A 15,216-nucleotide genomic window follows, 5' to 3' on the forward strand; every position below is an offset into this window, starting at 1 on the left:
TTATTCATTGCGGTCCGCCGCGCGGTGCATTGTACATTCATTAATCTCATCCGCTAACATCTCTGACCCCATGCCAACCTGGTTTATCGGCAAAATACGCTACCAACAAACAGATGATTCGGCCGCCGTCGACACGCAAAAAGACGGCTCGGCGGAAGCACCTAAACAAAAAACCGTCAACGAAACGTACCTCATCGACGCCGTTTCGTATACCGACGCGGAGGCCCGCCTCTACCGCATCGTGGCCGACAATACGCCCGATTTCGAGATCACAGCCATCCGCCCCATGCGCCTGAGCGACGTGTTTCACATTGAAGGCGGCGACAACTGGTACAAGTGCAAAACGTACTACATGACCGAAGACGACAAGGGCCGCCAGAAGAAGATCGTGAGCAACATGCTCATCAACGGGTCGAACCTCCGCGAAGCCCATCAGCGCCTCACTGATAACCTCAGCCAGATGCTGGTGCCCGTTGAAATTACCGACATCAACCTCACCCCGATTCTGGAAGTGGTGCCCTACGAAGCCCTTGGGCCAGAGCTACCCGCCAACCTGAAGCCCCTGGCCCAGGTACGCGCCGAAGCCGAAGCAGCAACCGCTTAACTTGTCTTCTTTTTACCAAAAAAACCCATTCCTGCGCAGGAATGGGTTTTTTTGGGTTTTTGCCTTCGTGCATGAGGCTGCCTCATGGTTGTAGCCTCACCCTGGCCTGTGTCTCCACAGGCCTACGCCGATGCTGGTACGCGATGGCTTACGCCAGAGCATGCCTGTGGAGACACAGGCCAGGGTGAGGGGCTTTTTTAGGTTTTTACCTTTACATATAGGGCTTCGTGCTCTGGGTTGCTGACTCACCTCCTTCACGGTCGTAACCACGACAATTGCTGAGCCAACTCGGCAACCGTAGCCACAGGATCTACCACATTATGAACCACGGCCCGACGTTGGTAGAACAGCAGCGTGGTACTGACCGCCGGGTTAATGTTATACAGAAAAGCGCTTCCCCGGTGCACGGGCGACGGCACATAGAGCACGGCCACGTGATGCAGGTTGTTGCGTTGCGCAAAATCCTCAAGTTGGCGTTGCACCTGCCCGGCTGGTGCCTGCGCTGGATTGGTGTAGATCACAAATACCCGCGCGAGCTTTACCGAAGGCCGAGCCACCGCCTGTTCCCAAAATTGAACCAGCCGCCGAAGGGTATCGGAGTCGATAGACCGCGTCCAGATCATCACGCCCTGCCCCTGACCGTAGGCACACATGGGGCAGGTACGCTTACCCCGGTCGGCACCCCAGACATGATACGGGTCGAAGGCGGGGCAGGCATCTCCCACCCGCAGGCCAGATTGCCTGCCTTCCCGGTCGTATTGTGGCAGGAGACGTATGGTCCGTTCGCCAACGAGTGTGCTACCCCGCTTTGTCAGTCTGATGCCCTCGGTACGCAGAAACCCCTCCTGCTCTTCGACCTTGCTCCAGTATGATTCCGTCAGCCTGGGATCATGGGCAAAGACAAAATCGCTGAGGTAGTAACAACTACGCTGGGAAGGAGCCTTCACCCAGAAATGGATATGGGCCGGGATCCGCTCGTTAGGGTAGGCACCAGGCAAAATAGTGTTGATCTGGTAGCGCCCCTGTTCATCGGTTTTGAGCCAGCCCCGGCAGTAGCCATGCCACCAGGCGTGTGAACTGCGAGGCTCTGTACCCAGCTTGGCATACCGCCCGGCAGCGTTGGTGTGGTAGAAATACATCAGCACGTTCCGGGCCGGGGTGCGCCCGTCAGACTCGTAGACGATGCCCGACAGTTGCAGCCGCTGCCCGGTGGCCGTGTCGGGAGCCAGACGCGTTTGCCAGTGGGTGGGGCGCTGTTCGTCAAAGACGCAACAGTCGCAGGTGGGCGGTTCGGCGGTGGCTGTATTGGTCGGCTGTTGAGCGATGGTGGGCACTGAAACGGCCAACCAGAACCAGCAGGTAACTAAAGACGCAGGATGCATAGCTTGAGCTTTTGGGCAAAGCAAAACCGCGCCAGACCGCGGGCCAACTAAACTAGACCAACGCCAGCGAAAGTAGATAAGCTGAGCACCGGCTGTTGGTCGATCTTATGGCCCGTTTATCGAAAAGGGCGGAAAATCAGTTGTGCGCTGATTAGCTTTATACGGACTTCCAATAGCCGCCATGCTCACGTTCGCCCGCCAATTACGTCGCCGCAACCACTATTCGCTAATATTTTGGGTGGCCATCACGCTCGTCTTCCTCTACGAACGGACTTACCTAATTCAGAAAGCCGGGTTACCGCACTTCATCGAATGCCTGGTGGTTCGGGTCGGGCTGTTGGTGGTGCTGTGCCAGTTCCACCTGCGGGTGCTGCTTCCCCGTTTCTACCAGAAAAAGGCCTATTGGACCTGTGGAGGGCTACTTTGTTTGTCGATAGGCGGCTACCTCACCGCGCAAGGACTGTATGACCGATACCTCTTCGGCTACGTCATTGGCGATCAGCACCGGCAGGGCTTGTTTCAAAACCTGCCCTACAACCTGCTCACCACCACCTGGTACTTACTGCTAACCAGTCTTATTGGCGAAACCAAGACTACCGATTCGCCATCTGAAGTAGAACCTACTACCTTGACTGACAACGAGTTGCTAATTAAAACCGGCACGCAGTGGGTGCGCCTGCCCATCGACAGCATCAGCTACGCCCAGGGACTGAAAGATTACACCATGCTCTACACCGACACCGGCAAACACATTGTGAAGGGTTCGGTAGGTAAACTGATTGGGCCGTTTCCGCCCGATCAGTTTGTTCGTATTCATAAGTCTTATTGGGTGGCCTGGCAACAGGTACGTTCGGTGTCGGCAACGAGTGTTACCCTGCCCGCGCACACATTGCCACTAGGCCGTACCTACGCTGCTGCCGTGCTTGGTCGGTGGCAGCAGCAGACTACTTCACTTCGTGAAACACCAGCACCGGCACCTCGGCCGAGGCCAGCAGCTTCTCGGTAGGGTCGGTGCCCATGAGCCCCCCCAGGAAGCCCGTTTCTTTCCGCTGAATGACGAAAATATCGGGATGAGTTCCGTCGATTTGGTCGGGCGAAATCACGGTCAGGTGCGCGTCGAAGCCGTCGATGAGGGGCTTGGTCTGGTCGGTAGCCATTTGTTGGGTAATGCCCTGCTGCAATACGTAAGCAACAGACGTAATCTGTACCGGGGCGGCGTCTTCGCGCTGACCGATGAACAATACAGGGCAAGGTGCCTGACGGGCCACGTCGGTGGCGGCGCTGCCAATGAGCCGGTCGAAAAAGCCCGTGGCAGGGGTGCGGTGCGTAATAAGCAGGTCGGGCGCGTAGGTGCGGGCGGCATCCACGATTTCGTCTTCCACCGACCCTACCCGCCATTCACCCACGGCCTCGAGGCCCTGCGCCCGCAGTTGCTCCACCATGTTGGTCAGGTGCTGCTGACTGATAGTTTCGAGGTCCATGGCGGCCACCGTGCCAATGCCGGGGTCGTTGAAGGTAGGCAGCGTGGCGTCGGCCACCACAGGCTGGTACACGTGTAGCACAATCACGCGGGCATCGTCGTAGGCCTGCGCCATCAGGCGCAGGTAGTTGATCGTGCCCGGCGAATGGGCCAGAAAATCGGTTGGGAAAAGGATCGTTTTCATGTAGTATCAAACTCACTAACCGGCCCGATGGTTGCGAACCGACCTTCGAAAGCGCTGTTTCGGCTGGCACGTAAGTTGATATACCTTGCCCGATAACCCATCACCCCCATGAAATCGAACGTTGCTACCTATGGCCTGGCGCTACTGGCCCTGCTGGTCACCGGCCTGGTGTATATCAACAGCCTGCACAACGGCATCACCAACTGGGACGACCCCGATTACCTCACCAACAACCCCCTACTCGACTGGCACAAAACGCCCCTGCGAGCCTACTTCACTACGGTTATTTCGGGCAACCGCCACCCGCTCACCACGCTCTCGCTCAGTTTCGACTATGCGCTGGGTGGCGGCAAACCGGCGCAGGTTCACCTGACCAATCTGCTGCTGCACCTGCTCAACGTGGGGCTGGTGTTTGCAGTATGCTGGCAATGGTCGGGCGGGAGCAGGCTGGTGGCGTTTTTGGTGGCGCTGTGGTTTGGCATTCACCCCATGCACGTAGAATCGGTGGCCTGGATTTCGGCGCGGAAAGACGTGCTCTACACCCTCTTTTTCCTGCTGTCGCTCCTTTGCTACTGGCGGTTTCTGAACAGCCGGGCGTGGGGTTACCTGCTGCTGAGTTTGCTGGCTGGTGTACTGGCCAACCTGGCCAAACCGGCGGCGGTTATCCTGCCCGTGGTGCTGGTACTCGTTACGCTTTGGCACGATAATAAATTGACTATCAACCGCTTATTACCCATACTACCCTTCTTTATTGTGGCCGCTATCATGGGCTGGCTCACACTGGCCTCGCAGGCCTCGGCGGCGGCTATCAACGAAAACTACAGTCTCTGGGAACGCATTCAGCTGGGAGGCTATGCCCTAGTCAACTATGTCATCAAAGCCGTTTGGCCGGTGGGGTTGTCGGCGCTATATGGCCGTCCGGGCTATGGCGCGGTGTTTCCCTGGTTCTTCCTGGCGGCCACGGTCATAAGCGTACTGGGGCTTGGTTTGCTGGGGTGGCTGTATATCTGGCAGGCGCGTTCGGCTCCCAGAAGCGCGGCAGCATTATGGTTTTTTGGCGGCGCGTTTTTCGTCGCTAACCTGGCCCTGACGCTTCAGATTATCAAGGCCGTGGGCAGTGCCGCCTACGCTGACCGCTATACGTACGTGGCCTATATCGGGCTGTTTTTTGCCGTGGCTATGACCATTCAGCGCCTCGAACGCCCGGCCCTACGCAGGGCGGCCCTGGGTGTGGCAACGGTGTTTTCGGTGGCCTGCGCCGTGCTGAGTTTTAACCGGGTGAGCATCTGGAAAAGCCCCGAAACGCTCTGGACCGACGTACTGAAAACGCAACCCTTTTCGGCCACCGCCTACAGCAATCGCGGTCTGTATTACGAACAAAACGACCGCCTCGACGAGGCTCTGGCCGATTACAGCATGGCCGTAGCCAACGATCCGCGCATTGTTTTCCGCGCCAACCGGGCTTATCTCCTGTCCAAAATGAACCGCCCCGATGAGGCCCTCGCCGATGCCGATTTTCTGCTACGCGACAACCCCAACAACGCCCTGGCGCTGACCATCAAGGGCACGGCCTTGGTGGGCAAAAACCAGCCCGCCGCCGCCATTCCGCTGCTGACGCGCTCCCTCAGCCTCGATTCGACATACCTGAACACCTGGGTAAACCTGGGGTCGGCCTATTTCACCAATAAGCAGTATCCCGAAGCCATCCGCCATTACCAGAAAGCAGGCCTGCTAGACGGGCAGAACCCGGTGTTGTGGGCGAACCTGGGGGCGGCGTTTTTGCAAAACAAACAGTATCACGATGCCATCGCCGCCTGTCAGCGGGCCATCGACCTGAACCCCGCCAACGGACAGGCGCAACTCTACGCCTGCTATGCTTACCAGAAATCAGGCCAGCTAGCCGAAGCCAAAGCCAGCGCCCAGCAAGCCCAGAAGTTGGGGCAAACCGTAGATGCCGGTATGCTGCGCGCCATTGGGTTGTAGGGCCGCGCGTCAGCAACCTACCTCCCCCCTACCGCTACCTACCAGTTGCAGCCATGGCCTTGCGCAACGTCTCTTTGTTCATGAAAATCTGGTTCAGGCTGGCGGGGAGCCGGGTGTTACCTACCAGGTTAACCGATTGCAGGTTGGGCGCTTCTAAAAGGGCCTCCGGCAGCGTGCGGAGGTTGTTTTCGTCCAGGTATAAGCTACTGAACAACACCGTTTTCCAGTCGATATCGGCCAGTTGGTCAATGCCACAGTGAAGCATACTGAGCCGGTTTAACTTGGGTAGCCGGGCCGTTTTGCGGATCGCGTCGGTACCGTCGAAGGCCTGCTGATTCTCGATTCGTACGTCGGTCAGGGCGCTACAAAAACCAATGCTGTCGGGTAGGAATTCCATGGCCCCAAACGGCTGGCTGGCATCCGGGGCCGCTTCTCCGTCTACGGTCAGTTTAGTTAGTTTGGTCAGTCGGCCCAGGCTGTTGGGCAGGCCCAACAGCTTCCGACTGCGCACCGTTAGCTCGCGGAGGCTGGTCAGGCGGCTCAGTTCGGTGGGGAGCACCAATAGTTGCGGCATCTGGAGCGTTAGTTCTTCCAAGCTGGTCAGACTCGTCAGGCCGTCGGGTAGCGCCCGAAGTTGCGGCAGGGTGAGACTAAGCACCGTCAGCTTTTTCAGAGCCGACAAACTACCCGGCAGCACCGCCAGCGAACTGTCTGTCAGCACCAGCCGGTCCAGGTTTTGGCAGTTGCCCAGTTCAACTGGCAGCACCGAAAGATGCCCACCGGAACTAATCAGGTTACGCAGGTTTGTCAGCTGGCCAATAGATGCTGGCAACGCCCCCAGCCGGGTGTCGCGCAGGCTGAGCGTCTGGAGCGAATCAAGTTTGCCCAGGGTTTCGGGCAGGGCCGTCAGTGGGTTGTTATCCAGCGTCAGCGACAGCAAGTTTCGGCAACGGGCCAGTTGGGCGGGGAGCATGATCAACTGATTACTCGATAGAAACAGGTGTTGCAACCGGGCCAGTTGACCAATGCCATCGGGTAGGCTAACTAGTTGATTATCATAGAGAGCCAGGCTTTCCAGCAACGTCAGTTGCAGTACCGATGGGGGCAGGCTAACCAGTTGATTATTACCCAGATTCAACGTCTTCAACGCCCGCAGGTTGCCCAGTTCGGCGGGCAGGCTGGCCAGTTTGTTGTGGTACAAATTCAAGGCCGTCAGCGACGTCATGGCCCCAATACCCGGCGGCAGGCTACTTAGTTGCGCATCGGGAATGCTCAATTCGCGCAGGTTGGGCAGGGTGGTAAACTGGTCAGGAAACACCCCCAGCGAGTCAGACTGGTCAATGGAAATGGTTTCGAGTTGGGTGAGCTTCGCCAGCGGCCGGTGCGACGGCGGAAACCGGCAGCCCGTGAGGTTCAGCACCCGTAGGTCCGGGTTGTCGGCCATCCAGTCGAGGGTAGGGAGCAGAGCGTTTTCCAGGATCACCGATTTCAGCGACGACACCCCCACCAGCACCGAATCGACGGGAAAGTTAGTCCCGGCAATGAAGTGCAGTTCCAGCGTATCGAGTGCCCGAAGGTTAGCCAGTCTGAAACCACCCAGTTCGGTATCGGTAAAACCAAAGCGCAGTTCCAACCGACGGAGTTTGGGCAACTGGTTTAGGGCTTTGGTCAGTTTAGGCCCGCTGCCGGTGTTGGTCATGTAGAGCGAAGTGAGTTGGGTTAGCCCCGCAAACGCTGTGTCAAGGTTAGCCACCCCACCGGCGTTGCTCAGTTGCAACGTCTGTAGCTGGGTCAGTTGGCTTAGTTCAGCAGGCAGGCGAAAAGGTTTATCGGGCGCGTTAACCCCGTTGATTGTTAGCTTTTTCAACGCCGGACATTGCTTCAGCAGCCAGATCGACATGGTCAGCTCATTGCCGGGACCGAAAAAACTCGCCGACTCTACCGAGGTGAGTTGCCTGGTGCGTTGCTCAGTCAGTTTGGGCAGTGACGGCTGCGGCTTGGTCAAATCAATCCGGGGCGAACTGAGGGAAATATGCCGCAACGTGGTCCAGTTGGCCAAGGCATCAAGCAGCGAGTCGAGCGTACCGGCAGGAAGGGTGTTTGGCAGCGCCAGAACCATCATCTGTACGTTCTTGACCTTTCGCAGACTAGCCCAGTCGGAACGTTGGGTGGCAGAGTCCATGTTGATAATCAGCGAGATAGGACGCTTGCTTTGGGCGCTACGCTCGGCCAGGTCAGCCCAGGTGGTGTACTGCTTAAGGTACTCTTCGTCGCTGGCCGTGAAATAATTGATAGAACCGCCGGGACCCATCTTCGGAAAAAAACGGACCATCTCCCCGTCCGCATCACGAACCACCGCCCGACGTTGAGCAAAGCCGCAAAGCGAGAAGAGGCAACAGAGCAGGATAACTAATCGAGGCATAGCGCGAGGATGATGTTGTATTTTTGACCGAAAATTTCTGTGGCCCATGCCGCAATTTATCTCCGATTACGCACAATGAGTAACCTTCTGGACGAAACCCCTACCCCCGCCCAACAGGGGTTTTTCTTTCCCGCCGAATGGCACCCCCACGCCGCCACCTGGCTTTCCTGGCCCCATACCGAAGCGTCGTGGAGCAAAGAGCGCCTTGAGCGTATGATGCCTGCTTACCTGGATTTCATAAAAGCGATCTCCGACAGTGAGCCGGTTTGCATCAACGCGCACAACGAGTTGATTATGCAACAGGCCCGAATGCGCCTGCTTATGGCCGGGGCCAACATAGACCGTATTACACTATTACCCTTTCCCACCAACGACTCGTGGTGCCGCGACCACGGCCCGGCATTTCTGATTAACCCGGCCAAAAAAGAGCGTATGATCGTGAACTGGGGATACAACGCCTGGGGGGGCAAATACCCGCCCTACGACAAAGACGATCTTATTCCTACCGCCATGGCCCACTACCGTCACCTGGACTACGTTACGCCGGGCATCATCATGGAAGGTGGTTCCGTAGAGTTCAACGGGGCGGGTACAGTGCTCACCAGCAGGGCGTGTTTGCTGAACAAAAACCGGAATCCCAACCTGTCGCAGGCCCAAATTGAAGGCTACCTCCGCGACTATTACGGGGTGCAGCAGGTGCTGTGGGTGGAAGACGGCATCGTGGGCGACGACACCGACGGGCATATTGACGATACGGTGCGGTTTGTGAACGAAGACACGGTGCTGGCCGCCATTGAACATAACCCCGCCGACGCGAACTACGCACCCTTGCAGGAGATCCACCACGAGCTTCGGCAGATGACCTTACTCAACGGCAAGCCGCTCAACATCGTCGAGTTACCCATGCCCACGCCCGTAGAAAGCGACGGCCAGCGCCTGCCCGCCTCTTACGCTAACTTCCTGATTACCAACAAGTCGGTCATCGTACCCACGTTCCGCTGCGCCAACGACCAGCCCGCCCTCGACATCATCGCGGGCTGCTTCCCCACCCGCCAAATCATCGGCATCGACTCCACCGAAATTGTCTGGGGCCTGGGAAGTTTCCACTGCCTCAGCCAGCAAGAGCCAACGGTTTAGTTTGTAGTTTGTGGTTTGTAGTTGGCTTGCGCAGGAGCAGTACGCTGGCGCAAGCCAACTACAAACCACAAACTAAATTACTCGAGGTTGTTTGGCTTTATCTGAGTGGCCTCGTTTAAGAGTTCGTCAATCATCAGCACGTCAGTCAAATCTTTGGGTCGCCGTGCCAGGATTTTCAATTCTCGCAGATCATTGATGTGTAAAAAATAGACGCGTGGGCCACGTGATGTTTCGAATGGTTTAGCCCGCGCTCTGCACTGTTCATAGTCAAATTTACTATGTACCTGGGTGAGGACATCCAAGGGCACATCGTGTATTCTAATAATCTGAGGCTGAGTAAAATCGGCAACTCTCATATCAGCAATATCTTCGTCATCATAGCCAAACGCCCTTAACGTAGCTACAAACCGATCACGATTTTCATTGGTTGGTTTCAGCCATATATCCACATCCTGCGTCATCCGCACCCCTCCATTCAAAATCAGAGCTAGTCCTCCAATCAGAATATAGTCTAAGTTGTGAGCATCAGCCCGCTCAACAAAGTCTAAAAATTCCCTATTATCTACATCCATGATGGGCGTGATATGGTGATTCTTTTGGGCTCTTCAGGAAAAGGTCCTATCAGCCCGACATATAATCGACGCATTTTCAGGAAAGCCTTCCAGCGTTGCTCTGGGGACATAAGCAGGTTTTCCCGGACTAATTCCCGGTTAGGCTCACCCATGTCTGTGTAAAATGAAATTTTCCTGCTCATCTTTTAAGTAATGTTTAAAGTTTACTGTTTGCTGTCTTCTATTGCTTACGCCAGCAGGCCCCCTTTAGGCGGTCCGACGGGTCGGCGGGGGTGGTCCCGCGTCCGGGTTATTCTGAGGCAAGCAACAGAATACAGTAAACTGTAAACTCCTTAAAGCGGCCCCGTAACCAACTCACCCTCAGTAGGTACGTCCTTTTTGTTGTCGGTGAAGAAGAACACGAAGAGCAGCAGCACCACCCCGGCAATGACGGCGGGGACGGTCCAAAACTTGAGGTAGTCGATACCCGTGTCTGTCTTTGCCCAGTCTTTCACCGCCCCTGACAAATACGAGCCAATGCTCATACCGATGCCGTAGGTAGCCAGCGAAATCAACCCCTGCGCCGACGACCGGATGTCGTCGCCCGCCTTATTGTCGGTATAGATCTGGCCCGTCACGAAGAAGAAATCGTAGCACACTCCGTGCAGGATAATAGCCAGGTAGAACATCCAGACGCCCGCCTCGGCATTGCCGAAACCAAAGAACAGGAACCGGGCGATCCAGGCAATGAGTCCCACAATCAGCATTTTCTTTACCCCTAATCGGCTGAAGGCCAGCGGAATAAGCAGCATAAATCCTACTTCCGACACCTGCCCCAGCGACATCACGTTCTCCACATTTTTCAGGCCCGAATCGGTCAGGGCGGGGTTGGCCATAGCGTAGTAGAACGAGAGCGGAATGCAGATCAGCACCGACGAAATAAAGAAGATCGTGAACGACCGGTCTTTGAAGAGTTTAAACGCGTTGAATCCCAGAATCTGCCCTAGCGAGGTGCTCTGGGTAGCCTTGGGTGGGGTATTGGGCAGAAAAAATGCGAACACACCAAACGCCAGCGAGGTGTACATCGACAGCTTGAAGATCTCGACCTTATCACCGAAACCGTAATAGCCAATGATGTTGGTCACGGCAATCCAGGCCAGCGTACCCAGCACCCGGATGCCCGGAAACTCTTTTTCGGGGCTGCTCATCTGCTGCATCGCAATAGACGAAGTCAGGGCCAGCGTGGGGGCAAAGGTGAGGCAGTAGATCAGCAGAATCCAGAAAAACTGGTCGGCGTCGCGCACGTCGATGAGGAAATAGAGCACGGCGGCACCCAGCAGGTTGAGTACGCCCAGCACCCGTTGGGCGGCAAAATACCGGTCGGCAATCATGCCCACGAAGAAGGGCGCAGCCAGCATAGCGAGCGAAAACGTGGCAAAAGCAGCTCCCTGCTGCACGCCGGTGGCCCCCATCGTTTTCTCCATGTATTTGGTAACCTGACCATACCAGGCCCCCCACATGAAAAACTGGAGGAACATCATGGCCGACAATTGAAGGCGGGTCGTGATCGACATGCGTGTGTTGATTTAGGCGTTTATGAATTTGGCAATGGCGAATGTACTATTGGTCATTGACCGAAGCTACTCCATAAAGCACAATGCTAACCGCTATCTCCTAAAACGCGTCACCCCAGCCCAGGAAGTCTGCTTCCTGGGCTGGGGTGAGCCAATCTATGCCAACAGCTGCCGCTATGCCCGGCTGGTGTTGCCCTTTATAAGTGCCGCAATACCCAAAATAACCACCGCCCCAACAAAAGAAGTCAGAATGGCGTCTATCAGGCTGGTAGATTTGCCAAATACAAATCCGCCGACAATACCACCGGCAATGCCGAGCAGAATTTCGACCAAAAGAGAAAAGGAGAACCGCTTGAAAACAAGGTCGGCTAACCAGCCGGCTACTGCGCCGACGAGAATGGACGTTAAGATACCCATGACAGTTTTTCGTTTATGTTGAGTTGTTGTTAAAAACAAATTTACAACTAGTAATAGGGGGCTTTGTTCGTGACCCGAACGTTGCCCAATGCCATTGTGTTAGCAATAGCAACGATAAATAACTAATCTACCAACTCACTGGTACATGCGTCCGAAATTGGACTATTACGCGTCAGCAACGGTTAATTTTAACGCTTCCCACTGCGTGTATTACTCAAATATGTAGCACATTTGTACCCCTTAATCCATCTCGTCTTTCCAAATTCGCATTCATTCCCGGAATGAGTCTATTCTGAAAAAAGAGTTTGGCCGAACCAACTTCTTGTACTTAATTTAGACTTTGAACCGAGAGCTAAAAGCCACTTTGCACAACTTTTGCTGACTTGTCATCAATATGAAAAAATTGCAATGCCCCCGTTTTGAGTTGGGCGAAACCCTCACCCACGAGCAGAAAGCATTCTTTGATAAGCATGGTATTATCGTTTTCCCAAATTTCATAAAGCGCGACACCGTTACGCTTTTTTTAAGTGAACTAGCCCGCATCGAGCAGGAATGGATTACCGAAGGACGCGATAAAGTAAATGGCGTACCCTTGAAATTCGGCCGTGATGAGGCCAACAATAAAGTCATTCAGCGTTCGTGCTTCCTGTCGCATTACAGCGATGTGTTGCACGAGTTCCTACAAGACCCTCGCCTACAGGTCATCACCGACTTGCTTCAGCCCTACGAAGGCCGCATGGGCGAGAACGAAAAAGACGGGCTGGTGCTCAACAATTACGTACGCACCCCAACCAGTCAATACTCGCAAATGGGTTGGCATACCGATAGCCCCCGCGACATCTTCCTGGGTCAGCGGATCATGCCAATGCTCAACGTGGGTATTCACCTCGACGATTGCCCTATGGAAAACGGCGGTTTGCGCGTGTTGCCCGGCACCCACAAGCAAAGCACCTTCCGCATGTTATTTGGCAAGAAATACTTTGTCGATAATAACCCCGATCCGCGCGAGGTAGGCCTCGATATTCAGGCCGGTGACCTTACCGTACACGATGGCCGTATCTGGCACCGCGTACAGCAGTCGCCGCACATCGGCGAAGCCAGCCGCCGTCGTGTGATGTATGTACCCGTGGTAACGGGCAAATACAAGCCCAAGAACGAGTTCAGCAAAACCCCGTTCTACCACCGCTTTATTCAGAAAGTAAACATCTAATAGAAGTTTAAAGCCTAAACGTCTAAGGTCTAAAGTTCCATAGTCGAAGAAGCCTGGCCATTGGCAGCGCAACTTTAGACATCGAACTTCAGACTTTAGACTTTTTTTATGACCTACGCACTCATCACCGGGGCCAGTCGGGGTATTGGTCAGGCCATTGCCACCGAACTGGCCAGCCGGAAGTACAACCTGCTGCTGGTAGCACGTTCGGGCGAAACGCTCCAGACAATTGCCGCCGACCTTGGCCGCCAATATGGCGTTTCGGTGCAGACCCTGGCCCTAAACCTCGCCACTCCTGAAGCCCCCCAGCAGGTGTTCGACTGGTGCCAGACCAACAACTATGCGGTTTCTATCCTGGTCAACAATGCCGGCTATGGCCTCAGCGGGCAGTTTGAGCAGTATTCGCTGACCGAGAATCTGGCCATGATGCAGGTGAACATGACCACGCTGGTAGCTTTAACGCAGTTGTTTTTACCCCAGCTTCGGCAACAGGCCAAAGCATATATCCTCAACATTGCTTCGTCAACAGCTTACCAGGCGCTGCCCGGCATGAGCCTCTATGCCGCCACCAAAGTGTTTGTGCTCAACTTCAGCCGGGGTCTGCACCACGAACTGGCGGGTTCGAGCGTGAGTGTGACCAGCATCAGTCCCGGTGCCACCGACACGGGCTTCAACGACCGGGCGCAGATTAACCAGAAAGCCCGCGAAGCCGCCAAAAAGATTACGATGACACCCGAAGCCGTTGCTAAACAGTCGGTTGCAGGTATGTTTGCCGGAAAAGCCGAGGTCATCACCGGTGCCATTAATAAGGCCGGGGCCTTTGCCGCCTGGCTCCTACCCAAAAGCTTCATCGAAAAAACAGCATACAAAATTTATAAGTAATCATTGGTCATTCGCTGCGCCCCCCATGAAAAAAACCTTACTCCTCCTGCTCCTGCCCGCGTTGTGCCATGCGCAGGCCCCTATGCTGCTAAGCGAAGCCGCACCGGCTTCAGTGAGTGTCAGCGCAGATCGACTTACCCGCATCGACCGGGTATTGCAGGAGTACGTTGACCAGGGCAAGCAGGCGGGCATTATTGCCCTGGTGGTTCGCAATGGCAAGATCGTGTACCACAAAGCGTTTGGTATGGATAATCCCGCCGCCAAAACGCCCCTGAAACGCGACGCCATTTTCAGGATTGCCTCACAGACAAAAGCCATTACCACCGTGGCGGCTATGATGCTCTTTGAAGAAGGCCGATTTCTGCTCGATGAGCCTGTTTCCAAATACATACCGGCATTCAAGAACCCTACGGTGCTTTCTACATTCAACGAGGCCGATTCAAGCTACACCACCAAACCGGCCAGCCGGGAGATCACCATTCGGCAGTTAATGACCCATACGTCGGGTATAAGCTACACCTCCATTGGCACCAAAGAAGCCAACGCCATCTACGCCAAGGCGGGTATTCCGAGTGGCATTGGTACGCCCATGAATAGCCTCTCGGTGAGTATTCCGGCGCTGGCCAAACTACCCCTGATGCACAACCCCGGCGAAAAATGGACCTACAGCCTGAGTACCGACGTGCTGGGCTATCTGGTAGAAGTGGTATCGGGCCAACCGCTCGACCAGTTTTTTCGCACCCGCATTTTCGAGCCGCTGGGCATGAACGACACATACTTCTACCTGCCCGCCGCCAAGCAAAATCGCCTGGCTACGCTCTTCACCGAAAATCAGGCAAAGCAGGTAATTCCCTCTCCCATACAGGGTGGCGTGTCGCCAGACTACCCCAAGCAGGCGGGCACCTACTTTTCGGGCGGTGCGGGCTTGTCGTCAACGGCAGTAGACTATGCCATGTTCCTGCAAATGGTGCTCAACGGCGGCACGTATAACGGTAAGCAACTCTTGGGGCCTGCCACCGTGCGGCTGATGCTGCAAAACCAGATTGGAGCGCTCAACGTAGGCGATAGCAAATTTGGACTCGGCTTTGGCATTGCCACGCCGGCCTCGGCCGCCCGGTTGCCCGTGTCAGTAGGATCCTTTAGCTGGGGTGGCTTCTTCGGCACCGACTATTGGGCCGACCCGCAGCAGGGCATCATTGGCATGGTAATCACCCAGAAAGTGCCCAACTCCTACGGCGACCTCAACGACAAATTCAAAGTGCTGGTCTATCAGGCCTTGACAGGATTGAAGTAAGGGTCACACAGAGGCATGGAGGACACATGAAGCGCATAGAGATTTTTTATTGATACAGCCTCTGTGCGCTTCATGTGTCCTCTATGCCTCTGTGTG

The 15,216-nt window shown here is 55.4% G+C and carries 13 protein-coding genes; 7 read left to right on the top strand and 6 right to left on the bottom strand.

Going from position 1 to position 15,216, the window contains the following annotated elements:
* The first annotated feature begins 70 nt into the window (after positions 1 to 70).
* A complete protein-coding gene (locus tag J2I48_RS09240) occupies positions 71 to 604 on the top strand; it encodes a DUF4494 domain-containing protein (RefSeq protein ID WP_207335148.1) in 534 nt (177 codons plus the stop codon).
* A 254-nt stretch (positions 605 to 858) separates the two neighbouring features.
* Here J2I48_RS09240 and J2I48_RS09245 read toward each other — a convergent pair whose 3' ends face one another.
* Positions 859 to 1,986: a dioxygenase family protein gene (locus tag J2I48_RS09245; protein ID WP_207335149.1), complete on the bottom strand. Its 1,128-nt coding sequence runs from the start codon at positions 1,984 to 1,986 to the stop codon at positions 859 to 861.
* Between the two features lie 181 nt (positions 1,987 to 2,167).
* Here J2I48_RS09245 and J2I48_RS09250 point away from each other — a divergent pair, with 181 nt between their 5' ends.
* On the top strand, positions 2,168 to 2,992 hold the full coding sequence (locus tag J2I48_RS09250; protein WP_207335150.1) for a LytR/AlgR family response regulator transcription factor: 825 nt from the start codon (positions 2,168 to 2,170) through the stop codon (positions 2,990 to 2,992).
* On the opposite strand, the gene J2I48_RS09255 is transcribed toward J2I48_RS09250, so the two are convergent.
* Complete coding sequence (locus J2I48_RS09255; protein ID WP_207335151.1) at positions 2,931 to 3,650, bottom strand: universal stress protein; 720 nt, start codon at positions 3,648 to 3,650, stop codon at positions 2,931 to 2,933. The genes J2I48_RS09250 and J2I48_RS09255 overlap by 62 nt on opposite strands.
* Positions 3,651 to 3,758: 108 nt before the next feature.
* On the opposite strand from J2I48_RS09255, the gene J2I48_RS09260 reads away from it, so the two are divergent.
* Positions 3,759 to 5,633 carry a tetratricopeptide repeat protein gene (locus J2I48_RS09260; protein WP_207335152.1) on the top strand — a complete coding sequence of 625 codons (1,875 nt, stop codon included), beginning with the start codon at positions 3,759 to 3,761 and terminating at the stop codon, positions 5,631 to 5,633.
* A gap of 34 nt (positions 5,634 to 5,667) precedes the next feature.
* Here the strand turns inward: J2I48_RS09260 and J2I48_RS09265 are convergent, their stop codons facing one another.
* The gene (locus J2I48_RS09265) at positions 5,668 to 8,055 is read right to left on the bottom strand and encodes a leucine-rich repeat domain-containing protein (RefSeq protein WP_207335153.1); all 2,388 of its coding nucleotides are present in this window, start codon (positions 8,053 to 8,055) and stop codon (positions 5,668 to 5,670) included.
* A gap of 75 nt (positions 8,056 to 8,130) precedes the next feature.
* On the opposite strand from J2I48_RS09265, the gene J2I48_RS09270 reads away from it, so the two are divergent.
* Entirely contained in the window at positions 8,131 to 9,192 is a 1,062-nt protein-coding gene (locus J2I48_RS09270; RefSeq protein WP_207335154.1) for an agmatine deiminase family protein, read from the top strand.
* A 77-nt stretch (positions 9,193 to 9,269) separates the two neighbouring features.
* Here the strand turns inward: J2I48_RS09270 and J2I48_RS09275 are convergent, their stop codons facing one another.
* The 3 genes from J2I48_RS09275 to J2I48_RS09285 all read right to left on the bottom strand — a co-directional run bounded on the left by J2I48_RS09275 (position 9,270) and on the right by J2I48_RS09285 (position 11,734).
* Positions 9,270 to 9,764, bottom strand: coding sequence for a DUF6036 family nucleotidyltransferase (locus tag J2I48_RS09275; RefSeq protein ID WP_207335155.1), 495 nt, complete (start codon positions 9,762 to 9,764; stop codon positions 9,270 to 9,272).
* Positions 9,765 to 10,096: 332 nt separating this feature from the next.
* A complete protein-coding gene (locus J2I48_RS09280) occupies positions 10,097 to 11,317 on the bottom strand; it encodes an MFS transporter (RefSeq protein ID WP_207335156.1) in 1,221 nt (406 codons plus the stop codon).
* A 174-nt stretch (positions 11,318 to 11,491) separates the two neighbouring features.
* Positions 11,492 to 11,734 carry a GlsB/YeaQ/YmgE family stress response membrane protein gene (locus J2I48_RS09285; RefSeq protein WP_207335157.1) on the bottom strand — a complete coding sequence of 81 codons (243 nt, stop codon included), beginning with the start codon at positions 11,732 to 11,734 and terminating at the stop codon, positions 11,492 to 11,494.
* Positions 11,735 to 12,128: 394 nt separating this feature from the next.
* Between J2I48_RS09285 and J2I48_RS09290 the strand changes: the two genes are divergently transcribed.
* The 3 genes from J2I48_RS09290 (at position 12,129) to J2I48_RS09300 (ending at position 15,120) form a co-directional block, all read left to right on the top strand.
* Positions 12,129 to 12,944 carry a phytanoyl-CoA dioxygenase family protein gene (locus tag J2I48_RS09290; RefSeq protein WP_207335158.1) on the top strand — a complete coding sequence of 272 codons (816 nt, stop codon included), beginning with the start codon at positions 12,129 to 12,131 and terminating at the stop codon, positions 12,942 to 12,944.
* 108 nt (positions 12,945 to 13,052) lie between these two features.
* Complete coding sequence (locus J2I48_RS09295) at positions 13,053 to 13,826, top strand: SDR family NAD(P)-dependent oxidoreductase (protein ID WP_207335159.1); 774 nt, start codon at positions 13,053 to 13,055, stop codon at positions 13,824 to 13,826.
* A 25-nt stretch (positions 13,827 to 13,851) separates the two neighbouring features.
* Positions 13,852 to 15,120, top strand: a complete 1,269-nt coding sequence (locus tag J2I48_RS09300) for a serine hydrolase domain-containing protein (RefSeq protein WP_207335160.1) — start codon at positions 13,852 to 13,854, stop codon at positions 15,118 to 15,120.
* Positions 15,121 to 15,216: the final 96 nt, after the last annotated feature.

Source organism: Fibrella aquatilis (assembly GCF_017353255.1).
GTDB classification, from domain to species: domain Bacteria; phylum Bacteroidota; class Bacteroidia; order Cytophagales; family Spirosomataceae; genus Fibrella; species Fibrella aquatilis.